Source organism: Nocardia sp. NPDC052112 (assembly GCF_040680135.1).
Classification (GTDB): domain Bacteria; phylum Actinomycetota; class Actinomycetes; order Mycobacteriales; family Mycobacteriaceae; genus Nocardia.
Map to the genome: position 1 here is coordinate 1 of NZ_JBFAWD010000032.1, position 22628 is coordinate 22628.

At 65.1% G+C, this 22628-nt stretch carries 21 protein-coding genes and 2 pseudogenes; 12 read left to right on the top strand and 11 right to left on the bottom strand.

The annotated features are described in order from the left end of the window. From AB0L58_RS37725 to AB0L58_RS37750, 6 genes and pseudogenes are all read left to right on the top strand, one after another. Window positions 1-222, top strand: a pseudogene (locus AB0L58_RS37725) (ABC transporter ATP-binding protein); the annotation flags it as partial. A gap of 67 nt (window positions 223-289) precedes the next feature. Then, a complete protein-coding gene (locus AB0L58_RS37730) occupies window positions 290-1291 on the top strand; it encodes a lytic murein transglycosylase (RefSeq protein WP_364395068.1) in 1002 nt (333 codons plus the stop codon). Window positions 1292-1383: 92 nt separating this feature from the next. Then, window positions 1384-2619, top strand: coding sequence for an enoyl-CoA hydratase-related protein (locus tag AB0L58_RS37735; RefSeq protein WP_364395070.1), 1236 nt, complete (start codon window positions 1384-1386; stop codon window positions 2617-2619). Window positions 2620-2624: 5 nt separating this feature from the next. After that, complete coding sequence (locus AB0L58_RS37740) at window positions 2625-3671, top strand: phosphotransferase family protein (RefSeq protein ID WP_364395072.1); 1047 nt, start codon at window positions 2625-2627, stop codon at window positions 3669-3671. Beyond that, complete coding sequence (locus AB0L58_RS37745; RefSeq protein WP_364395074.1) at window positions 3668-4639, top strand: hypothetical protein; 972 nt, start codon at window positions 3668-3670, stop codon at window positions 4637-4639. The genes AB0L58_RS37740 and AB0L58_RS37745 overlap by 4 nt, the downstream gene beginning before the upstream one ends. A 153-nt stretch (window positions 4640-4792) precedes the next feature. Continuing rightward, complete coding sequence (locus AB0L58_RS37750; protein ID WP_364395076.1) at window positions 4793-4936, top strand: zinc-binding dehydrogenase; 144 nt, start codon at window positions 4793-4795, stop codon at window positions 4934-4936. Between the two features lie 131 nt (window positions 4937-5067). On the opposite strand, the gene AB0L58_RS37755 is transcribed toward AB0L58_RS37750, so the two are convergent. The 6 genes from AB0L58_RS37755 to AB0L58_RS37780 form a co-directional block, all read right to left on the bottom strand. After that, window positions 5068-5343, bottom strand: a complete 276-nt coding sequence (locus tag AB0L58_RS37755; protein WP_364395078.1) for a cytochrome C oxidase subunit IV family protein — start codon at window positions 5341-5343, stop codon at window positions 5068-5070. After that, on the bottom strand, window positions 5340-5996 hold the full coding sequence (locus AB0L58_RS37760) for a cytochrome c oxidase subunit 3 (RefSeq protein WP_364395080.1): 657 nt from the start codon (window positions 5994-5996) through the stop codon (window positions 5340-5342). Before AB0L58_RS37760 ends, AB0L58_RS37755 begins: the two co-directional genes overlap by 4 nt. Further along, entirely contained in the window at window positions 5993-6703 is a 711-nt protein-coding gene (locus AB0L58_RS37765) for a hypothetical protein (protein ID WP_364395082.1), read from the bottom strand. The genes AB0L58_RS37760 and AB0L58_RS37765 overlap by 4 nt, the downstream gene beginning before the upstream one ends. Before the next feature lie 583 nt (window positions 6704-7286). Then, complete coding sequence (locus AB0L58_RS37770) at window positions 7287-7592, bottom strand: DUF2892 domain-containing protein (RefSeq protein ID WP_364395084.1); 306 nt, start codon at window positions 7590-7592, stop codon at window positions 7287-7289. Between the two features lie 36 nt (window positions 7593-7628). Next, window positions 7629-7889, bottom strand: coding sequence for a metal-sensitive transcriptional regulator (locus AB0L58_RS37775; RefSeq protein WP_364395086.1), 261 nt, complete (start codon window positions 7887-7889; stop codon window positions 7629-7631). Window positions 7890-7977: 88 nt separating this feature from the next. Further along, complete coding sequence (locus AB0L58_RS37780) at window positions 7978-10137, bottom strand: MMPL family transporter (protein ID WP_364395088.1); 2160 nt, start codon at window positions 10135-10137, stop codon at window positions 7978-7980. A 125-nt stretch (window positions 10138-10262) separates the two neighbouring features. Between AB0L58_RS37780 and AB0L58_RS37785 the strand changes: the two genes are divergently transcribed. After that, on the top strand, window positions 10263-10523 hold the full coding sequence (locus AB0L58_RS37785) for an FAD-dependent oxidoreductase (protein WP_364395090.1): 261 nt from the start codon (window positions 10263-10265) through the stop codon (window positions 10521-10523). Window positions 10524-10649: 126 nt separating this feature from the next. Here the strand turns inward: AB0L58_RS37785 and AB0L58_RS37790 are convergent, their stop codons facing one another. Together AB0L58_RS37790 and AB0L58_RS37795 are read right to left on the bottom strand one after the other, a co-directional pair. Beyond that, window positions 10650-12020 carry an SDR family NAD(P)-dependent oxidoreductase gene (locus tag AB0L58_RS37790; RefSeq protein ID WP_364395092.1) on the bottom strand — a complete coding sequence of 457 codons (1371 nt, stop codon included), beginning with the start codon at window positions 12018-12020 and terminating at the stop codon, window positions 10650-10652. Window positions 12021-12029: 9 nt separating this feature from the next. Beyond that, a complete protein-coding gene (locus AB0L58_RS37795) occupies window positions 12030-12377 on the bottom strand; it encodes a hypothetical protein (RefSeq protein ID WP_364395094.1) in 348 nt (115 codons plus the stop codon). 232 nt (window positions 12378-12609) lie between these two features. On the opposite strand from AB0L58_RS37795, the gene AB0L58_RS37800 reads away from it, so the two are divergent. Beyond that, window positions 12610-13455, top strand: coding sequence for a helix-turn-helix domain-containing protein (locus AB0L58_RS37800; protein WP_364395096.1), 846 nt, complete (start codon window positions 12610-12612; stop codon window positions 13453-13455). Here the strand turns inward: AB0L58_RS37800 and AB0L58_RS37805 are convergent. Further along, entirely contained in the window at window positions 13448-13735 is a 288-nt protein-coding gene (locus AB0L58_RS37805) for a hypothetical protein (RefSeq protein WP_364395098.1), read from the bottom strand. The two genes, AB0L58_RS37800 and AB0L58_RS37805, sit on opposite strands and share 8 nt — an antisense overlap. A gap of 385 nt (window positions 13736-14120) precedes the next feature. Between AB0L58_RS37805 and AB0L58_RS37810 the strand changes: the two genes are divergently transcribed. Continuing rightward, a complete protein-coding gene (locus AB0L58_RS37810; RefSeq protein WP_364395100.1) occupies window positions 14121-14990 on the top strand; it encodes a GntR family transcriptional regulator in 870 nt (289 codons plus the stop codon). Window positions 14991-15007: 17 nt separating this feature from the next. Here AB0L58_RS37810 and AB0L58_RS37815 read toward each other — a convergent pair whose 3' ends face one another. Beyond that, a complete protein-coding gene (locus AB0L58_RS37815; RefSeq protein ID WP_364395102.1) occupies window positions 15008-16201 on the bottom strand; it encodes a lactonase family protein in 1194 nt (397 codons plus the stop codon). A gap of 10 nt (window positions 16202-16211) precedes the next feature. Beyond that, window positions 16212-17543 carry an MFS transporter gene (locus AB0L58_RS37820; protein WP_364395104.1) on the bottom strand — a complete coding sequence of 444 codons (1332 nt, stop codon included), beginning with the start codon at window positions 17541-17543 and terminating at the stop codon, window positions 16212-16214. A 143-nt stretch (window positions 17544-17686) separates the two neighbouring features. Here AB0L58_RS37820 and acnA point away from each other — a divergent pair, with 143 nt between their 5' ends. The 3 genes and pseudogenes from acnA to AB0L58_RS37835 all read left to right on the top strand — a co-directional run bounded on the left by acnA (window position 17687) and on the right by AB0L58_RS37835 (window position 22482). Continuing rightward, window positions 17687-20338 carry an aconitate hydratase AcnA gene (gene acnA, locus AB0L58_RS37825; RefSeq protein ID WP_364395106.1) on the top strand — a complete coding sequence of 884 codons (2652 nt, stop codon included), beginning with the start codon at window positions 17687-17689 and terminating at the stop codon, window positions 20336-20338. 358 nt (window positions 20339-20696) lie between these two features. Further along, window positions 20697-21116 (top strand): annotated as a pseudogene (locus tag AB0L58_RS37830) (N-acetyltransferase family protein); the annotation flags it as partial. Between the two features lie 271 nt (window positions 21117-21387). Beyond that, window positions 21388-22482: a hypothetical protein gene (locus tag AB0L58_RS37835; RefSeq protein ID WP_364395108.1), complete on the top strand. Its 1095-nt coding sequence runs from the start codon at window positions 21388-21390 to the stop codon at window positions 22480-22482. Window positions 22483-22628 lie beyond the last annotated feature (146 nt).

Below are 22628 nucleotides of genomic sequence, written 5' to 3' on the forward strand. Positions count from 1 at the left end.
GGGCACCATCATGGTGGCGCCGAGGAGGTCGAGGGCATCATCCCGCAGATGCGGGCCACTCCGGGTATGCCGGTGCGTCAGGCCGTGCTGCGCCGTCAGGCGCGCGTCCGCTCGATCCTGCACACGCTGCCGCCGGCCGCGCAGGAAGCGATTCTGGCGGATATCGATCAGGTGTCCGATTCGCCGACCGCCGTGCTCGAAGGAGTCGGCTATGAGCAGTGAACCGAACCCGCGCTGTCGTGCCGGCTCGCCGCGCTGTGAATACAAGGCCGAGACGCGGTGAGCTGCGATGGCTTTGCACCGCGTCACTCTCGCCGCGCTGAGCGTTGTCGGCGTATTCATGTCCACCTCGTCGATAGTGAGTTCTCCGCATAGAACCGAACTGCTCGCACTGGGGGAGTCGGCCGCGGGGCGGCAGACCGAGCCGAGCCAGCGCGTGGGAATTGTGCCCGCGGTGTCCCCGCCGATCCGCCCGCATGCGGCATCCGTCTCGGCCCCCGGCGAACTAGTGTCTCGGCCGGCCATGGTCTCCGCCGCGGAGATCGTGGCGGAACCGAATCTGCCGACTGTGCGGGGAATCCCGGAGACAGTGCTTGCGGCCTATCGCAATGCCGAGCTGAATCTCGCTCGCTCCGAACCGAATTGCGGCCTACCGTGGAATCTGCTGGCCGGAATCGGACGAATAGAATCGGGCCATGCCGGCGGCGGCAATGTCGACGTGCACGGGACCACCGTCACGCCCATTCTCGGACCCGCGCTCGATGGCACGCTGCCCGGCAACGAAACCATCGCCGATGGGCGGGGCGGGTTTGTCAGGGCTGTCGGCCCGATGCAATTTCTGCCGAGCACGTGGGCCGCCTGGGGCAGCGACGGCGACGGCGACGGATACGTCGACCCGAACAATGTGTTCGACGCGGCCTTGGCCGCAGGGCGGTATCTGTGCGCGGGCGGCGCGGACCTGCGCGATCCGGACCTGGAGCTACACGCCGTCCTGCGTTACAACAACTCGAGGTCCTATGCCTCGGATGTATTGCGCTGGTCTGCCTTCTACGGGGGAGGTGGCGGTATACCGCTGCCGTCGGCCGTACCGGCTCCACTGCCGTCTCCGCAACCCGACACCGACCAATCGCAACCGGACGTTACCCAACTCGTGCCGGAATCCCAGCCGACCGAGCCGGAAGCTCCGTCGGAGCCCGAACCCCCGGTGCAACAGCAGCCGATGATCATCATCCCCGGTCTGCCGCCGATCCCCTGCGGCATCCTGTGCCCGCCGCCGGCCGATCAAGCCTGACGGACACCGGTGGCCGCTTGACCAGGTAGCCTGACATGAACTACGGTTTCGAATCTATATTAGAAGAAATTTGCTGAGAGCTGGGTTCGACGATGAGCGCTGAAAGCGATGGTTCGACGTCTCCGTTGCCGGAGCACGAACGGGACGCGGCCAAGGAGTTGGCGGCCGACTTGTACAACGCCCTGGCGGCGGGGGATCGGGAGCGATTGGACGCCCTTCTGCACCCTCGATTCGAAGGTCGGACCACCGACGGGCTCCCATTCGAACTCGGCGGTGTCTACCGCGGGCCCGATGCGATGCGACGGGATTTCTGGGGTTGTATCGCCAAGCACTACACGGCTCGGGCGGTGCCGGCGCAATTCAACTGGCTCGACGATGGGCGCCTCGCGGTCATCGGCCGGTACACCGGCAACGCACGGGTCGGACACGGCAAACTGGACGCGGAATTCGTCCACATTCTGACATTTACGCAGGGCCGGATCAGCGGGCTCATCCAACTCACCGACAGTGAGCGATGGTGTGCGGCCCTGACCCCGGACAGCGGTCTGCGCGCGGTCGAGCTCTCGGTGGCGGACGGGATAGCCGTTCTTCGGCTCAACCGGCCCTACCAGCGCAATGCGATCGACCAAACCATGGCCGACGATCTGTACGAGGCCGCGCAACGCTGCGCCGCGCGACCGGACGTGCGGGCCCTGGTGATACTGGGCAATGGCTCGGCTTTCACTGTCGGGGGAGATATCACGGTCTTCGCCGACACCGAGCCGGAGGAACTGTCGACAACTCTGCGGCGGATGGTGACGCCGTACCACGAAGCCCTTCGGATCTTCGCCGAGTTGCCTGCGCCGGTCGTGACCGCCGTGCACGGCTCCGTTGGCGGCGGCGGGCTGGGCATGGTCTACTGCGCCGATATCGCGCTCGCCGCGGAGGGAACGAAGTTCGCGACCGGATTCTCGGCGCTGGGCCTGTCCGGTGACGGCGGCGCCTCGTGGTACCTGCCCCGCCTGGTCGGGATGCGCCGGGCGCAGGCGCTGTATCAGGGCCGCGTCCTCGATGCGCGGGAAGCCCGCGAATGGGGCTTGATCTCGGAGGTCGTCGACCCCGAACAGCTCGAGGAGGTCGCGCTGAACCGGGCCGAAACCCTGGCCGCCGGACCGACGCGTGCCTACGCGGAAGTCCGTGCCCTGCTCCGGAATTCCGAATCCTCGACGCTGTCCGAACAGCTGACCGCCGAGATCGACGCATTGGCACGCACCGCGGCGACGGTCGACGCGGCCGGGGCGGTGCGCAGCTTCATCACGAAATCCAAGCCCACCTTCGAGGGTAGGTAACGTTGTTGGACACGGAAGCCGGACGGGCAGAACAGATTCGGAACTGGCTGTCGGAGCGCGTCGACGTGAGCGGTGCGCTGCGGGTCGAGCGCATCGGCTTCGGCCAGTCGAACATAACGAGCTTGATCAGCGACGAGTCGGGTGCCGGCTGGGTGCTGCGCGAGCCGCCGCCGGGTGGACACGACCCGAGCGCGCACAATGTGCTGCGTGAGGCGCGAATCCTGAACGCACTGGCCGACACGGGTATTCCGCTCCCAACAGTGATCGGTACGGACGACGCGGGCCCGTTCTACGTCATGACCCGGATGGCCGGTGCGCCGCTGGAATCGGAATCCGATGCCGAGGAACTGAGCCCGCCGCAGCGTTCGGCGCTGGGACGGCAAGTGATCGAGGTGTTCGCGCACCTGCACTCGCTCGAACCGGCGGCCGTCGGTCTCGACGATCTCGGACCCGACACCGAATATCTGCCGCGGCAAATGCGACGGGCGGTCCGGAACTGGACGCAGTGGGCCGAACAGACCGCCCACGACCGGATCTGGCAGTACGTCCGGTCACAGCTCGCGGACAGGGTGCCCCGGCAGCAGCGGACAGTGATCACGCACGGCGATTATCGATTATCGAACCTGCTCGTCGACTCCGGCCGGATCACCGCGGTACTCGACTGGGAACTGGCGACTCTGGGTGATCCGCTGGCGGATCTGGCCTGGCTACTCGACGACTGGCGCGGTCCCGACGAGCCGCGGATCATCATGCCGAGCCCGACGCGGGCCGGTGGCTTCCCGAACCGGGCGGAACTGATCGACATGTACTGCGCGGCAACCGGTCTGAACGTGGATTCGATCGACTACTACCGCGCTTTCACGCATTGGCGGGCGGCGACGTTGCTGCAAGGCGTTCTGCTGCGACGCCGATCGGGAGCCATGGGCGAACACGGTTCGCTCGACCTCGTCGAGCTGGATTCGACCATCGGCCATCTGCTCGAGGAGGCGGCCGCGCTGATCCACGGCGGGCTCCCCGGCAGGCACCGGAAGAGCCAAGGAGACTACAAGTGAAGCCCGAAGACGATTACACACACCCGGTTGGGACCGAGCCCAACTTCAATGAATCCATGTACTTCCATTTCCACTCCCCGGGAAATCGGATCAGCGGATTCGTGAGATTGGCCAACCGCCCGAACGAGGGCCGCGGCGAGCGGACGGTATGCCTCTACCTGCCCGATGGGACAGTGGCCTTCGGATTCGCGCGGCCCGAGGCGACGACGAACGAGAAGATGTCGGGCGCCGGCCTCGAGTTCCACGTCGAGGAGCCGTTCACGACACTCCAGGCCACCTTCAGCGGGACGGTGAACCTTCTCGATTCCCCCGAAATCCTTTCCGACCCACGCAAACTCGCCAGTACACCGCTGGCCGAGTGTGCTGTGGGTCTGACCTTCACGCGACTCTGTGAACCCTATGCGGAGAACTTCGATGGCGAAGGTCCCGCGTTCGCGCCGAACCACTACGAGCAGATCATGTCCGTCGCGGGATCGATCACCGTGGACGGCACCATGTTCGAGATCGCCGGCACCGGATTGCGTGATCACTCGTGGGGCCCGCGGTCATGGCAAGCGCCCTGGTTCTATCGCTGGCTGCACGGGTCGAGTCCGCAGTTCGGGTTCATGGGTGCGTTCTTCGGAGTCGAAGACGGCGAGCCGATGACGGGTGGATTCGTCTGGGATGGCCGAGATGTGCACCGTTGCACCGAAGTGCGCGTCAGCACGGAACGGGATGCGGACCACACGCCGCGCCGCATTCGGGCGGAGCTCGTCGCCGTGGACGGCAGGAGCTGGCGCGTGATCGGCGATGTCGGTGCCACCGTGCCGCTGCGGCACCGCAAACATGACGCCTCGGGCACCGAGCAGTTGACCCGAATTCTGGAAAACCGGACTCGCTGGATCACCGACGACGGCACCGAACTGTTCGGTATGAGTGAATATCTGGATCAGATCGTGAACGACTCTCCCGTGGGTCTCGGTGTCTGAGGTTCGTGAGGGAAACCTTCTCGTCATCGGATTCGCGTCGGGCGAAGAAATTCCTGCGATCAAGGTCAATCGGCTACTGCTGCGCAACATATCGGTCACCGGGGTGGCATGGGGGAGTACATGCGCTCTCGCCCTACGGCTTTCGCGGAGTCGATGGCTGCTCTGAGCGACTTGGTCGCGTCTGGATTACGGCCGTATGTGAGCGCGCGCTACTCGTTGGCCGATGCGGGCGCCGCGCTGACCGCGCTCGAACAGGGATCGATCATCGGCAAAGCAGTTATCGAATTACCCGCATGAAATGGTGATACTGCTCGCCCTCTACGTGGCCTACTTCCTCATCCTGGCCGGTACGGTGACAGTGTTGGGCGCGAAATCGCAGCGACGGCAGCGGCGGAACGAGAACCGTTAGCCGTCCCTGCGATTCCTGTTCAGCAAACCAAAAGGATTATGGCGGTCGCGCCGACGACGGCGACCCAGCACGCGAAAGCCCGCCGCAGCGCGCGGGGCGCCGATCGCAATTCCATGAATTCCGATCCGATGAAGAACGCCTTGGCGAACGCGATCGCCACCGCGCCCGCGGACGCGAACTCGATGCTGATCGATGCCAGCGGATGGTCCACGCCGAACCACCACGTCACGCAGGTGGCGGCGACCAAGCCGATCCAGACCCACGTCGCCCTGCGTGGGATATCGAGTGATTTCATGCGAAACATCCCACGTAGAGGAGTGTGAAGATGACGACCCATAGCAGGTCGACCATGTGCCAGTACACCGCGGCGATTTCGGAGAACCGAAGACTGCCGGTCGCGCTCCGGTCGTAGCGGCACTTCTCGCGCCACAGCATCACCAGCACAGCGCCGATCAGCACATGCAGTAGATGGATTCCGGTCGATACGAAGTAGAACGTCCAGAACATATTGCTGGTGACGACGTGGCCCGATGTGATCGCCGTGCTGTACTCGACGCCCTTCAACGCGGCGAACACCATGGCACACCCGAGAACACCGACCAGCACGGTGCGTGCTTTCGACGCCGCTCCCTGCCGGTGCGCGTGTAATGCGATGACCACGAGGTAAGAACTCAGTAGGAGTACAAGGGTATTGACGGCGCCGATCGATCGGTGCAGGTGCGCGGCCGACTCGGCGAACGCCAGCCGGTCGTGTCGATTCTCCCACAGGAAGACGGCGAAGAAGAGACCGAATAACGTCATATCGCCGAGGATGAAGACCCACAGTCCCAGCTCGCCCGGTGTATCGCCATTGTCCGGCTCTTTCCGGGTCTCGGGCGCCGGGCCCGGTACGTCCTCGTCCCAGACGAACCCGGGAAGTTCGATAGCGCCGAAAGATCCCGCTGTCATATGGCGGCCTCCGCAGGTGACCCAAGGGCCTCGTCGAGCGTGGAATTCGCCTGGCGCACAGCGAAATACATACCGACCAGGAATGCGCCGTACGCGCTGAGGGCCAGCCAGAACACGAAGATGCCGTTCCAGGCGAAGGGACCGGACAGGAAGAAGTACGCGAGCACGTCGGGAATGAACGCGAAGGCGACCCAGAGATTGAGATATCCGCTCCAGCGCGGGAATACACCGCGCTTGTCGCTGAGTACGGCGGTGCCGATCGCCACGTTCTGAATGATGAACGGCATGATCGGCGTGAACAGGATCATCCAGGTGATGTCGTTCATCAATTGCAAGGTATGCGGATCGCGGTCGGTGCGAAATGCCATGAGCGCGAACAGCATCTGCGGAATCGTGTTGATGACGACCGTCACCGCGGCGGCGATCACCTGAACGAAGGTCAGCAACGGCGTCCGTCCTTCCATGCGCAGCATATGCATGGAAATGAGCGCGAACATCGGAAGCATCAACACCACACCCACCGATGCCGTGACGAAGCCGATCATTACCCGGGTCGGGTCCTCGGTATAGAAGCGCACGACCTCGTCGGTCGAAGCCGACGGGCTCAATGGCAGTGGAAGCATGCCCGCGATCGTCCAACCGATGAGTGTGACTATGAGCGCCGCGGGCCCACCCAGCGCGCAGGTATTCCTGACTCGAGCATTCATCGGGGCATCCTTCGGTCGGAGTCGGCATGCGACAGTCGAGGCGAGTACTGGAAAATAATCTATATTAAAATAATCACGGATTCTAGTGTGAAGTCCTACTCCCGCGCGGTCCTCGCGTGGATGTTGCTGCGGTTGCGGCTCGATGTACTCGAGGAGTCCGTGTTCGCCGTGCCCGCCTCTGACGTGAGGACTTCATGCCGTCCCATCGGGGTGACATCGGAGGCGTACGCCGATCCGCATACCTGGTTGATATCGACTGTGCCGCAACAGATTTGGTTGGCAACCCGGCCGGGGTGCAACCCCTACGACGATCGCGCGGGCCGAAGCTGGCGCCAGAGGTGTGGAATCGGCACCGCCCCGATGTCTTCGGACTATCCGGCCCGGTTGGGCTCGGTGCGGTTCTGAGACATCGACCGCGCGCTCCGCGCAGGCGTCTGGGTGGAGCGCCTGCGCGGTTTTCGGTATTGCTGCGGACAGCCCGATGGATGTCAATGGTCGCGCAAGGAATCCATTGCGGCACGGAGTTCGGTGGCGGCTTCTGCGGTGATGGGTTCGAGTGCGGGTTCGCCGGTAATCTTGGCCGTCAGGTCGGGATGCCTGGCTTCGACGATGATGGTGTCGTCGGTGGTGGTGTCGCGGCGGAGGACGACGTTGCGGGGGAGCAGCTGGCCGGTTCGCCGGGAACGCCTGCTCGCTGTAGCAGTAGCGTCGCCGGGCACCATCCGACCGCGCTGTAGAACAGTAGGTTCGCGCCCACGAATCCGGTGAGGATCAGCCACCATTGCGAGAACACTGCGGCGAGTAGCGCGCTGATCAATACGATGGCGCCTGCGAGCAATGGCACGACGCGGGGAATCGACCAGCCGTGGTGTCGGGGGAGTTGTGGCATGGGTTGTTATCCGATCATGTTGTGTGCCTTCGGTTGTCAGGCGAGGGTGAGAAAGAGCTTTTCGAGTTCGGCTTCGGTCATGGGGTCGGCGGCGTCGCCGGTGAGGCATTCACGCAGCCCGGTGGCGACGATTTTGAATCCGGCGCGGTCCAGCGCTTTCGACACCGCCGCGAGCTGGGTGACGACGTCCTTGCAGTCGCGACCCTGTTCGATCATGGAGATCACCCCGGTGAGCTGGCCGTGGGCACGGCGCAGGCGATTGAGTACTTGGGCGATGGTCTCTTCGTTGCCGACCATGGTGTGTTCCTTTCCTTTATCAGGTCGACGTGTAATACCCCCTGGGGTATTTCCGGGCTCGGCGTGAGCCGAGCCTGGGACGGCGATGTCAGTGGTGGGCGAAGCTGATCGAGGGCAGGACCTTGCGCAGCCAGGCGGGCGACCACCAGGCGGCGTGTCCGGTCAGGCGCAGCAGCACCGGCAGCAGCACCAGACGTACCGCGAACGCGTCCAGCAGCACGGCGACACCCAGGATGATGCCCATTTCCTTCGGCGGCAGCGGGTCGGCCAGGGCGAAGGTGAAGAACACCGCCACCATCACCGCGGCCGCAGCGAAGATCACCCGCCCGGAGTGGGCCATGCCGTCGATTTGCGCGGTCTTCGGGTCACTGGAGTGTTCGTAGTGTTCCTTGGCGGTGGCCAGCAGGAACACCGTGTAGTCCATGGCTATCGCGAAGATCATGGCGAAGAAGAACACCGGTCCCCAGCCGTCGAGGAAGCCCTGCGGTGTGAAACCGAGCAGGCCCGCGCCGTGGCCGTCCTGGAAGATCAGCTTCGCGACGCCGAAGGCCGCGGCGGTGGACAGCAGGCTGACGACGGTGCCCAACGCGGCGATCAACGGTGCTTGCAAGGCGATCAGCAGCAGCGCGAATCCCAGCACCAGGATGATCCCGACGATTATCGGCAGGTAATCGTCGAGGGCCTGCTGCAGGTCCAGGTTCTCCGCGGGAGCGCCGCCGACCAGTGCGGCGGACGGCAACCGATCGCGCAGCGTGTACAGGATTTCGCCCATGCGCGCATCCGATGGATCGACGTTCGGCATAGCCTGCATCATCACCAGGCCGCTATCGTCGCTTGCCGGTTGGGCTGGGGTGACCATGCTGATTCCGTCCACGGTCATCGCGGCCGACGCGACTTGCGCGGCCTCATCGGCGGGGGCGATGATCTGCAGCATGCCCGGCGCGCCCTCGCCCATTTGGGCCTGCACGAGCTCATAGCCTTGGCGCACCGGCGCATCCGAGGGCACGACCTGGATCGAGGGCATTGCCACCTTCAGCCCGAACACTGGAATCGACAAAGCGATCAACACCATCAGCGCGCCGATCGCGAACGGCCACGGCTTGTCGTGCAGCAGTCGGCCCCAGGCCGCGAAGCGGGGGGAGCGGTGCTGCTGACGCTTGGCGTGTGGCAGCGCGCCGGCATTGACCTTTGCGCCCAACGCTCCCAGCGCGGCCGGCAGCAGTGTCATGGTAGCGGCCAGCACGAACGCCACCGCGAACATGATCCCGACGGCCATGGTCCGCACCGCCGGTGCCGGCACGATGAGCACCGCGGACAGGCTGACCAGCACCGTAAGCCCGGACAGCACAACTGCTTTGCCCGCGGTGTCCATGGTTTCGGCTACTGCCGTCTTGGCGTCGGGGGCGGTGGTGAGCGCGTCACGGAAGCGAGCGACGATGAACAGCGCGTAGTCGATGCCCAGCGCCAGGGCGAACATCATCGCGAAATTCATGGCCCACACCGAGATCGGTGTGATCTGGTTGAGCAGCACCAGCCCGCCCGCCGAGGCCACCAATCCGGCCAGGGTGAGCAGCAGCGGCAGCCCGGCGGCGACCAGTGACCCGAACGCCAGCACCATGATCGCCAAAGTCACCGGCCAGGAGAACATTTCGGCCTTGATCATGGCATCGTGATTGGCCTTGTTGAAATCACTCCACAACGCCGACGCCCCGGTGGGGTAGACATCGATTCCATCGCCGGACAAGGCTGTCAGCGCATCTTTGTGCTCGTCGACGGCCTTGACCATGTCATCGGTGGAGGCGTTCGCGCCCGCGATGAGAATCCCGGTGTGCCCGTCGGGGCTGATCGACATTCCCGGTTGCGGCGCGACGACTTCGCCGAAGCGCGTATCGCCGGCGAAGACGCCGGTGATTTCGGTGAGCACCTTCTGCACCTGCGGGCTGTCGATCGATGCGGTGTCGGAATGCACCACCACCTGCACCGCCGCCGAGGAGTTACCGCCGAAGTGCTGCTGCGCGAGCTCGCGCACGCGCACCGACTCCGAGCCGTTGGCCTGCCACCCCGCCCCCGCGAGGGAGGTGAACACACTCGGCGCGGCGGCACCGAGAACGATCAACACCAGCAACCACACACCGAACACGATCCGGGCGCGCCCGGCCATCGCTGCCCCGAGCCTGCCCAATACCCCGCCGGTTCGGACTGGTGGCGAGGTGTCGTGTGCCGCGGAAACCACCAAAGAGTCGGTCATCACAATTCTCCCTTCATACCCCCGGGGGTATATTAGATTCCGGATCGAAGATACCCCTAGGGGTATATAGCTGTGAAGAGTGGCATCCGACACAAGCGATGTCGTGGCCCGCTGGGAGGCATGTGATGAAAGTTGTGATCGTCGGCGGAGTGGCCGGTGGCATGTCGGCCGCCACCCGGTTGCGGCGGCTGACGGAGTCGGCGCAGATCGTCGTCATCGAGCGCGGCGACCATGTGTCCTTCGCGAACTGCGGACTGCCCTACTACGTACGTCGGCGGGGTGATCCCGAAACGGGAATCGCTGCTACTGCAAACGCCCGAGTCGCTGGCGTCACGGTTCCGACTGGATGTGCGAGTGCGGCACGAGGTAGTGGCACTCGACCCTGACGGCCGGACCGTCATCGTGCGCGAACTGGACTCGGGGCGTGAATATGTCGAGTCGTTCGATGCCTTGGTGCTGAGTACGGGCGCCACCGCATTGTGTGGGCAGCGGCCTATGTCGTGGTGGAACGATTATGAATGGGTTTGTGGCGCTGTTGAATCCATTCGTAGCCGTGTCAGTTTCTGGTTTGCGATGAGCCAGCGGTCGCCGACCTTGCGGTAGGACTCGTGGTAGTGCCCGTAGCCGCGGAGTTCGGTGCCGTCGGGCCAGCGCAGGTTGTCCTCCATTGCCCAGATGCCGCGGGCGGTGGTCGGGGAGGTCAGCTCGATCTCGGGGGTATGACCGTGGTGCACGGTGACGACGCCGTCGAGCGCGGCGGTGAGGAAGGTCAGGAATTCGTCGGCGCCGGTCACGGTCGAACCGCCGGATTCGGTGGTATCGATGACGACGTCGTCGGTGAACAACGCGCGCATGCCGCTCCAGTCCTTGGTGTCCATCGTGCGGAAATACCGTGCCTTCAGTTGGCGGATCGCCTCGTAGTCATCCATGTTCGTTGCTTTCGGGTTGTTCGGTGCGGGGGTGTCTGCCCGAAGCGAGCGGTCCCGGTGGTTCGGCGACTGGTGCGGTGTCGACTCGGTGGTGGATGTCCTGGACCGGGCGCGTTGGGCGGCGTCGTGCAGTAGCGTCGATCGTTCCCGCACGGCGGCGTCGAGATCGCCGTGGGTGATGATGTAGCGGGTCCCGGTCAGTACCTCGTCCACGACGTTGGATGCGGCTTGCTCTGGGGGTATGGGTGCTTGCACCATCTCGGGGTTGGACGCCGCCATGGCCTCGAAGTCGGCGGGGGCACCGATCGGGCGTCGCAGTTCGGCCGGTTGCACGGCCGAGCTCGATTCCAAGTGCCGCGACAGCATTCCCGACGGGAAGATCACCGAGACCGCGACCTGATCGGTCAGTTCCAGGCGCAAGGTCTCGGCCAGGCCCCATACAGCGAACTTGCCGGCCTGATAGACGCCGAGCCGGCTGGCGGGATCCAGGACCGAGGACGATGTCGTGAAGGCCAGCCGACCGTTCGGTGCGCTGCGCAGTAGCGGCAGGAAGGCTCGCGCGGTTCGTGCGGCACCGACGACGTTGACGTCGAGCACCCATTGCCATTCTCGGTCGGTGAGCCGCTCGACCGCGCCGAACAATTGGACCCCGACGTTGGACACGACGAGGTCGGCGCGTCCGTACCGGTCGGCGACGGTCGCGGCTGCGGCGTCGACGGAGGCCGAACTCGACGCATCCATCCCGACCGCGCGCACCGCGACGCCGTGTCGGGCGGCCAGTGCCTCGGCCTCGGCGGCGGCGCGGTCGTGATCGATGTCCAGCAGCGCGACCCGCATCCCTCGTCGCGCGCACTGGTCGGCCAGGGCGAGACCGAAACCCGAAGCGCCGCCGGTGATTACGGCGACTTCGGTGGCCGGGTCACCCACGCGCGCAGGAATCTGTGCCGCCATCATGATCTACTCCTAGCGTTGGCGAGTTTGCCGATCCGGATGCCCCGAGGCGCTGCCCACCGTCGTGCCGATGATTTCGCTCCGGCAGGTCGATGGCGAGTTAGTGGGTGCCGCGCTCGTGTCAGGACCGTGAAGCATGGCGCGGGGTGGTTGGGGGAGCGGCTGCTCATTCGCGACCGGCGCCGGATGACCCTGGTCTGCGTCGGTCAGCCGGATTTCGGTGTGACGGTGATCGACACCCGCGTTGGCATGCAGGTACCGGCAGTACCGCGCCTCGAACTGCTGGATCGCTGCTATATCGGCGAGACCATCTGCCTCGATCGGCTTCGGCACCCGATCACCGTCGATCGCAGCGTTCATGACAGCCTCCCGGGTCGGCTGCGTGGGCGCTCTCACCCACACCGCCGAGAGTTTGTATATTCGAACTATAGGTTCGAATATGTAGAAATGTAGTGAGTAAGGCCACCAGGCGTCAAGACCAACGCCACCCCGTCACGGCCGCGCGCACCCACCGTCGGGTCCGCCCTCCGTGCCGGTGCATGCGAGGTCGACGTAGCCTCGTCTGGCCCAGTCCTTCGTTCCAGGAGCCGCCGTGACTGCTTCCTCGCCGCCGACCCGGCGAGTGGTCGATGTCGTCGAATTGCTGGTCAGGCGCCGCGACCGGCCCACTCGCCTCAGCGACATCGTCTCGGCGCTCGGCATCAACAAAGCGACCGCGTCCGCGGTGCTGGCCGAACTGTGCGACTCCGGATGGGCCGCCCGCGACCCGGCCGACAAGACATTCACCGTCGGCGACGGCCTGGCCCGCCTCGCCCGCCGGCTCGATCCATCCGCGACCCTCACCCGCGCCGCCCACGCGGCAGCCGCCGCGGCCCGCGACACCGGCTACGCCGCCTCGGTCTCCGAACGTGACGGCGACACCCTCGTCGTCACCGCTTTCGTCCCCGGCCGCCACCACCCCTGGAGCGCCTCGCCCGGCGACCGGGTACCGTTCGCCGCCCCGTACGGCCCCGCCTACGCTGCCTGGGAACCCGCCGCCGAACGCCGAGCCTGGATCGCCCGCAGCGGCATCGACAGCGACGCCTTCGCCACCGCCGTCCAGCAGCAACTCCACGACACCCGCGCCCACGGATTCAGCGTCGAGCAAACCAGCCCCGAAGTGCTTGCCGCCATACCCTTCATGACCAAACTCCACCCGGCGCTCTCGCCCACCATGCGCGAACATCTCAACGAAGTACTCACCGAACTCGTTCGCGCCGCCCCCAGCGATCCCGCCGACCAGCACGACCACTACATCAGCGTCATCGCCGCCCCCATATTCGATGGCCAGGGCCGCGTCGCCTACAACCTGTGCCTACACCCCTTCACCACCGTGGCCTCCCACCGCATACACCAACTCGGTCGGCAACTACGCACCACCGCCGACACCCTCACCTGACCGACAGGGCGAGGTTGGGGATGACAAGCGTGTAGGTGTGAGTGACGGCTTTGAGGCTGAGCCCGAAGTGGTGCAGGTTGGGAGCGATCACCGCGACGGCTTGATACCGCTGGGCGGTGTGGCCTATCAACGTGGTGGGCATGTAGGTGTCGACATTGATGGTCAATATCTGAGCAAGGGCGTACCCGCGGTTGTGGACGAGGTCGCGGATGAGTTGTTCGGCGGCGGGTACTGATTCGGTAAGGCTCGTATTTGTCACGCCGATTGCGTTGGTAGACAAGCTAATTCACTCCGATCTTCGCCGATGTGTCTCGTCTTCATCTGTGCGTTGCCCAGCGTTGCCGTCCGGGCTCAGGGGGTCGCATGCGGCCAGCTGCGACGAGGGTGCTGATGGCCGACGCTTTCGCTCCGCAATTTCCTGGGGTGCAGGAGGCGTGGCCCTGGGTGATCTTGTGTGCTTCCTGCACTGTGTAGGGGCGGAAAGGTGCGGCTTGCGGGTTGGGCAACGGCTTGGGCCTGTCGGGCTCGGTGCCCCAGGGATCGTATGGAGGTTTCGGCGGCCTGGCGTGTTTGATCGTCGTTCGGGTTCCGCGGTGTGTATCCCGCTGGTCGGGAATCGGATGGATACGATGGCAGGACAGAGCTCCGGGTACGTTGAGGTGAGGATGGCTGCGGCGTTGGTGATGCAGATCGTGGATCTGTTGCGTCAATCGGAGGTAGCGGAGGGCGGGCATGTGCCCGAACAGTGGTTGGCGGATTCGCTGGGGGTGTCGCGCTCGCCCGTGCGGAAGGCATTGGCGTCGCTCGCCGAGTATGGGTTGCTGCGGCAGGAGCCCAACCGGGGCTATTTCCTCAATCGGCCGGCTGCGGATCTTCGGTACGCGGAGTTGCCTGCGGGGGAGGATGTGCTGGAGCGAGCTTATTTTCGGATGGGTGAGGACTATTTGACGGGGGGATTCACCGGGGAGCTGACCACGGCGGAGGTGTCGCGGCGGTACGGGCTGACGGTTCCGCAGGCCAACCGGCTGTTGGGCAGGATGGAGTCGGAGGATCTCATTCGCCGACGGCAGGGCAGGGGGTGGGAGTTCCAACGGTTGTTGTCGACCGCGCAGGCGCACGACCAGAGTTACCGGTTCCGCATGATTGTGGAGCCAGCGGCGCTGCTCGAGCCAGGATTCACGGTGGATGCGGAGGCATTCGCGCGGCATCGCGCGCAGCAGGAGCGACTGCTGCACGGGGATGTGGTGTTGCTGCCGAAAGATGAACTGTTCCGGATCAATTCGGGTTTCCACGAGATGCTGGCCGGTTGTTCTGGCAACAGTTATCTGCTGGACTCGGTGCGCCGGGTGAATCGGGTACGCCGGCTGCTGGAGTACCGGTACCAAACCGATCGCGCGCGGTTGGTCCACCAGGCCAAGGAGCATCTGATGCTGCTGGACCTGGTGGAGTCGGGGGAGTTGGAGAAGGCGGCGGATTTCCTACGGCGTCATTTGGATGTCGTCCGGGGGATCAAGACCGGATTACCCAGCGCATGAAATGGGCTGGGAACCGGTCAGGAATTCGTGGTTCGGAACGCGATGCAGGTGGGTGATCCTGTCGCGACGGTCTGGCCGGTGGGGGTGAGTTTGTCGCCGTCGGCGTGGAATTCGATGATGCTGTCGCTGCGTTCGTTGGCGGCGTAGATCATCGTCTTGTCGGGGCCGAGGCAGGCGAAGCGGGGGCGGATGCCTTGGGTGGGTTGCCAGCTGATCGCAGTCAGCAGTCCGGTTTCGGGGTCGACGCGGAAGATACCGATGGTGTCGGGGTCGGGTCCGCCGGGGGTGCTGTCGCCTGCGCCGCTGCGGTTGGTGGCGTAGACGTAGTTGCCGTCGGCTCCGACGACGATCTCGCCGCCGCGAGTATCGGTGGTGAAGGTCGGTGCGCTGCTGGAAAGGATCTGTATCGGCTGGAGCTGTCCCTGGTTCTGGTCCCAGTGGTAGGTGGTGACCGTGGAGCGGAGCTCGTCGATGCAGTAGAGGTAGGGCAGCTTGCGGTGGAACGCGACGTGCCGGGGACCTGTGGCCTCCCTGGTCGCGACCGAACTGACCTGCACCAGTTGCCCATTCGCGGTGTCGAGGCGCAAAACGAAGATGCGGTCGAGGCCCTTGTCCGGCACGATCATGAACTGGTTCTGCGGATCGAATACCACCTGGTGTGGCTTCGATCCGGTCTGATCGATGCGATGCGGCCCAGGGGTGCCCGGAAGTTCGTATTTCCCTGTGACCGGGCCGAGGCTGCCGTCGGGCTGGATCGGGAGCGTGACCACCGAGCCGCTGGAGTGGTTGCTGACGATGACGAAGCGGTTGGCGGGGTCCGCGACGATGTGGGCAGGGTTCTTGCCGCCGGTGTCCTGTTCGTTCAGTGGCGTCAATGACCCGTTCGCGGGATCGATGGTGTAGGCGCTCACGGTGGTGCCATCGCCGTGTACCGCGTAGAGGAACCGCTGGCTGCGGTCCAGGGTCAGGTAGGCGGGGTTCACCGTTTCGATCTGCTGGACCTGGGTCCACTGCCCGGTCTGCGCGTCGATCGAATAGGTGCTTATCCCCTTCCCGCGCGCCTGGCGTTCGACCGTCGTGCGGGACCCGACATAGGCGATCACGGTCTTATTCTCCTGATTGTTCTTGGTGGTGGTGCACGCGGCGACGAGCATGGTGCCGGTCACACCGGCGGCCGCCGTTAGGAAGCCACGGCGGGTGATCGATGGCATCGGTTGCTCCTCAGCGTGTTTCGGCGGTTTCGCTGACGGCCACCGGTGACGGCGGACTGTTGTCGCCGCGCAGTCGCATCGCCACGGCCATGATGAAGGCGACGAATACCAGTGCGCTGAGGAAGACTAGGCCGCCGGTCTTGCTATGGGTGACGTCTTTGATCACGCCGACTGCGTATGGGCCGACGAATCCACCGAGATTGCCGACCGAGTTGACCGCGGCTACTGCCACCGCTGCGGTCGCCCGTGTCAGGAACAGTGTCGGTACCGCCCAGAACGGTGCCTTGAAGGCGTAGAGACCGGCCAGTGCGAGGCTGATGCAGATCACGGCCGGTACCGGCGATCCGACCAGTCCGGCGGCGAGCATCGCGACCGCGCCGACTCCGAGTGGAATGTAGGTGTGGCGCTTGCGTTCTCCGGTGCGGTCGGAGCGACGTGACCACCAGATCATCGCGACGGTGGCGACGGAATAGGGGATCATCCCGATAAGGCCGACCTGAGTGTTGGTCAGCGTCTTGGAGAAGCCCTTCACGATCTGGGGCATCCAGTAGCCCACGCCGAGCGATCCGGCCTGGTAGGCGAAGTAGATGACGGCCAGATACAGGACCTTGCGATTGGTCAGCGCCTTCCAGGTACTCAGGTGCGCGCGGTCCGGGCGGGCGGTGTGCTCGGCTTCGAGTTCGGCGATGAGCCACTGCTTCTGTTGCGAAGTAAGCCATTTTGCGTCCTGCGGTCGCTCGACCAGCACCAGGTAGCACACGAGTCCCAGCCCCACCGCTGGCAGCGCCTCGAGCAGCAACATCCAGCGCCAGCCGCTGATGCCGGACCAGTGCACGTGGTCGAGGATGAAGGTGCTCAGCGGTGAGGCGATGATGTAGGAGACCGGGATGGCAGCTGTGAAAAGGGCGGTAGCGGTGGCCAGTTCGCGCGAGCGGAACCAGTAGGTCAGGTAGACGATGATGCCGGGAAAGAATCCGGCTTCGGCAACGCCGAGCAGAAAGCGCAGCACATAGAGCTGAATGTCGTTTTGAGCGAAGGCCATCAGTGCTGCGACCAGGCCCCAGCTGATCAGGATCCGGGCGATCCATCTGCGCGCGCCGAACCGCGCCAGCGCCATATTGCTGGGAACTTCGAACAGGAAGTACCCGATGAAGAACAGGCCCGCCGCAAGTCCGAACGCGCTGCTGGACAGCTGCAGTTCCTTGTTCATCTGCAGCCCGGCATAGCCGATGTTGGCCCGGTCGATGTAATTGACGACGTAGAGCAAGAAGACGAACGGGATGATCCGCCACATGACTGTGCGGACCGTCGACGTCTCCAGCGGATCAGCGCTGATCGCCACGGTGGAACTCCAGATCTAGAACAGACTTACCGAGCGATTGTCTCGGCAACTTGATTGGAACAATATGACCCACCTCACCAGATGAGTCAAGGACCTCCAAGAAAGATGTTGTACTTTTCAGTCGGTTAGTACAATCTGTAGTCATGGTTTCCATGCTCCAGCCCACTGACACCGCTGAGTTGACAGTCGGTGACCGCAGCTATCAGTACCTGCCATTGCCAGCGCTGATCGGTGCGGAACGACTGGCCGACCTGCCCTACGTCACGCGGATCCTGCTGGAGAACGTGGCGCGCCGGGCGCCAGAGGCGTCCGCGGCCGCAGTGGCGCGTGTCCTGGGGACCGGGGGCGACTGCGAGATTCCGGTGTATCCCAACCGAATCATGTTGCACGACACCACATGTCTGCCCGCGCTGGCCGACTTCGCGGGCATGCGCGACACCGTGGCAGAGCTCGGCGGGGATCCGTCCCGGGTCGGTCCGACGATCCCGGTCGATCTGACCGTCGACCATTCGGTGATCGTGGAGGAGTACGGCACCCCGTCGGCGCTGGAGGCCAATCTGGCGATCGACTTCCGGCGAAACCGGGAGCGCTACGAGTTCATCAAGTGGGCCGAGCAGAGCCTGCCGAACTTCCGGGTCATACCGCCCGCGACGGGCATCATCCACCAGGTCAACATGGAAGCCCTCGCACAGGTCGTCTGGATAGACGAGCGCCGGGACCCGCCCCTGCTGCATCCGGACGTGCTGGTGGCCACCGACAGTCACACCCCGATGATCAACTCGATCGGTGTGCTCGGCTGGGGAGTGGGCGGCCTACAAGCGCAGGCCGCCATGGTCGGTGAACCAGTCGCCATCCGGTTCCCGACCGTGGTGGGCGTGCACTTGACCGGACGACTGTGCAACGGGGTCAGTGCCACCGATCTCGCGCTCACGCTCACCGCGGTGCTGCGCGCACATGGAGTCGTGGACAAGTTCGTCGAATTCGTCGGTCCCGGCGCGGCCGAATTGGGGTGGGCGGCGCGCGCCGCGGTGTCGAACATGGCACCCGAATACGGGGCGACCTGCGCGTACTTCCCCTTCGACGACGAGGCCATGCGTTACCTCGAACTCAGCGCACGCACCACCGAACATCGTGCCGTGGTCGACGCGTACCTGCGTGTCCAGGGTCTGTACCGGGCCGCCACCGACCCCGAGCCGCGCTACGACGAAACGGTGGTTCTAGACCTCGGCACCGTCGAGCCGAGCTTGGCCGGTCCGCGCCTGCCACACGAACGAGTACCGCTCTCACGGGTGCCGGAGTCGTTCCGCGCCGCCGCGCGGCCGCAGGAGCCGGTCGAGGGCGTGTTCGACGAGCCGATCCCGCCCGGCGCTGTCGCGATCGCGTCGATCACCAGCTGCACCAACACCGCCAACCCGAACCTCATGGTCCAAGCCGGCCTGCTCGCCCGGCGCGCCGCCGAGCGCGGGCTCACGGCCAAGCCGTGGGTGAAGACCTCTCTGTCACCCGGTTCCCGTGTGGTGCAAGAGTATTTGGATCGCGCCGGGTTGTCGCAGGCCCTGTCCGCCACGGGATTCGACGTCGTCGGATTCGGCTGCATGACCTGTATCGGCAACTCTGGCCGACTGCACCCGACCCTCGCCCAACTCGCCGATCGCGGATTCGAGCCCACCGCGGTGGTCTCAGGCAACCGCAATTTCGGCGGCCGGATCAACCCGCAGATCTCGCTGGCGTATTTGGCCTCCCCGCCACTGGTCCTGGCCTACGCGCTGGCCGGTACCGTCCTGCACGACTTCGACACCACACCGCTGGGTCGTGACCGCGACGGCCGACCCGTCTACCTGCGCGAGCTCTGGCCAGCCGATAGCGAGGTGGACAACGTCGTCGGAAAAGTGCTCCGGCCCGAGATGTTCCGCGCCAACGCCGAAACGCTTCGGCACGGCACTCGGCATTGGCGTGAGCTCACTGGTCCAGGCGGGGTGCGCTTCGACTGGCGTCCCGAATCAACCTATATCCGGCGGCCGCCCTACCTGACCGGAATGCTCGCCGAACCCGAAACCAGCTCCGAGATCACGGGCGCAAGGGTTCTGCTGCACTTGGGGGACAACGTCACCACCGACCACATCTCGCCCGCAGGAGCGATCCCGCGCACCAGCGCGGCCGGAAAATACCTGCTGCACCGAGGTGTTCAGCCGCAAGACCTGAACCAGTACTCCACCCGCCGCAGCAACCACGAGATCATGCTGCGCGGGGCGTTCACCAACCCGAACATCGCCAACCTGCTGCTCCCGCCCGACGAAACACGGCGCGGGGCATGGGCTTACACCGCCGACCACGACCGGATCGAGCCAGTTTTCGACGCGGCCGCGACTTACACGGCGGCCGGAATCCCGCTGATCGTCGTCGCAGGCAAGAACTACGGCGCCGGGTCCAGCCGGGACTGGGCCGCGAAAGCCCAAGCGCTGCTCGGTGTTCGTGCCGTCATCGCCGAGAGCTTCGAACGCATCCACCGCAGCAACCTGATCGGCATGGGCGTGCTGCCCCTACAGTTCCCCGCTGACCACACCGCCGCAGACCTGGCACCGACCGGGTCCGAGGAACTGTCTCTGACCGGCCTCGACCGAATCACTGTCGGAGACAACGCGATCGAACTGCATGTCGAGCGGGCCGGACAAGCGCCCCTGCGAATCCCGCTGCGGTTGCGGCTCGACACCAGCAACGAGGTCGACTATCTCCGCCACGGCGGCACCCTCCCGTATGTTGTACGGCGCACCCTGGCCGATCCGGCGAGCCGGTAAGCGACCCCCGCTGGCACTGGAATGCCTCATGGTTTCCACCCCCAGCGGGCGCAGGCTCTTACCCCCGCCGACTTCATCCGTTGCGGCAGACCTTGATCGTCAGCTCCGATTTCTACATGACCGCGTGACGTCCGATCTCGGGGTTGGCGAACCGGAACCCGGCGAACGCCACAGGCTCCCCCGCGTGCGTAGCCGCGGCCTTCTCGGGCGGCGATCAGGCGCCATCGCCCCAACTGCCCTGCGGCGCGGCGGCGTTCGGCCTCGAGTTGATCAGTGCGTTCGCGACGAACAGCCGAGCTGAGGGTCATGTGGTCATTCGTCGCACATCTTGTTGGTCCCGTGGTTGATCCAGCCCGTCACCGGAGACGCCACCTTCGCCACCGAGATGCTGGACCTGGAAACCCTTGACGGGCAATGGCTTCCGAATCGCCGCTGGGGCGCCGAGATCGCCGGCATCGTCGTCGGCTGGGCGATACCGAGTCCGGTATCGGGTCGGGTCGCGACTGCTATCAGAGTGTGGCCGAGGACTCCATCTACGTCGCCTACCGGATGCGCGGTCGCGGCGTCGGCAAACTCCTGCTGCACAAGACAAGTCATCGCCGCCGATGAAGCGGGACCGTGGATCTTGCAGACTTCGATCTTCCCGGAAAACCGCGCCAGCGTCGCCCTGCGTCATACTGCGGGCTACCGGACCGTCGGCATGCGCGAACGCATCGCCCAACGCGACGGCGTCTGGTGTGACACGGTATTCCTCGAACGCCGAAGCCCTATCGACTGAGGGGCACACCCCACCTAACTGGATCTGGTCACTGTCGGTGCTTTCGGCGTGCGGTCAACAGGATTTCAACCGTTGTCCAGATGGCGGCCAGCCCGAGGGCGAGACCGAGGGGGCAGTTGCGGTCGAGCATCGGGAGGGAGAATTCATGGCGATAGCCCGGCGTGATGCTGCGTCGTTCCGGTGGCCGCCGAAATAGCGGGGAACACCCACGTCTCGGGGACGGCCGATATGCGACACTGACGCGGTGCAGCCCAAGCGTAGGATTCACTTCGTGGGCAGCTTGCCCACACAGTTGGACAGTCCAGAGAAGGCAATGGCGTTCGCCGTCGACACAGCCGGTGAATTCCTGGACGGCATGGTTCCGGGCGGCGAAGCGGATCCATATCGCGCCCAGTGGTACGTCAGACCCATCATCGACCGGCTCGGCAAGTCCCCGGCGCTGGCGCCTGTGCGCCGCGGTGATTGGTCGACGCTGCGTTCCCGCGACACCTTTCGGCTTCGGGCAGGCCGATCGCTGGGCGAAGCCGAAATCGACGCCGCGCTCGGCTATGCGGAGGAGGCCGGGCGTGCCATGGACGCGTTGGTCGACATGCGTCGAACCGATCCCGGACTTCGCTTGCAGGTAGGCATACCGACGCCCTTTGTCATCGGTTTCATCGCCTTCGAGGCGCGGATGCTCATGTGGCGTCGAGGCTCGGCCGGCCGTGGTAACCGAGGCTTCCCCTATTACCGCCCGATTGTCGACGCCACCGTCAGGGAGATCGTCCGCATCCATGAGGCGTTGCGGGACAACGTCGTATTCCAACTCGAACTGCCGGCGGAGACGCTCCTCTGCGCGGGGATACCCGCGGGCCTGCGGCAGGGCCCGGCCACCGTGGCGGGCCGAGCGATCGCACGCCTCGTCGCACGGGCGCCCCATGATTCCCGTTTCGGTGTGCACTTGTGCTATGGGAGCCTCGACGACAAGCCGGTCGTGGCGCCGAGATCGACGGCCCCGGTCGTCGCGCTGGCCAACGCGATAGCGCGATACTGGCCTGCGGGGAGGCGTCTCGATTTCGTCCACCTGCCCATCGGCGACGGCAGACAGGCGCCGGTTCGGCCGCGGTACTACGCGCCCCTGGCACGCCTCGAATTGCCTGCCACTACACGTGTTATCGCCGGGCTTGCGCATCCGACGCAGCCGCTCGCGCAAGCACGACAGGGGTTGGCGGCGGCGGAGTCGGCCTACGGCGGCCTGTTGGACGTCGCGGCCCCATGCGGTCTGGGCCGCTATACGACCGTCGAACGGGCGCGGTCCGCGGTAGCACACGCAGTCGCCTTGGCCGAAACAGATCCAAGCCCGACCAGCGACGGCGGTTGGGAGTGAGTACCGGTAGACCTGTCATGGAGTGTTGGATCGTGTTGTGTCGGAGCATGGTTCGTCGATGGCTCGGATCGGGGTCCGGTTCGGTCGGGCGGAGCAGCGCCTCGTTCGGGCAACGCATACTTCCACCACATCCGGGCGACAGATCT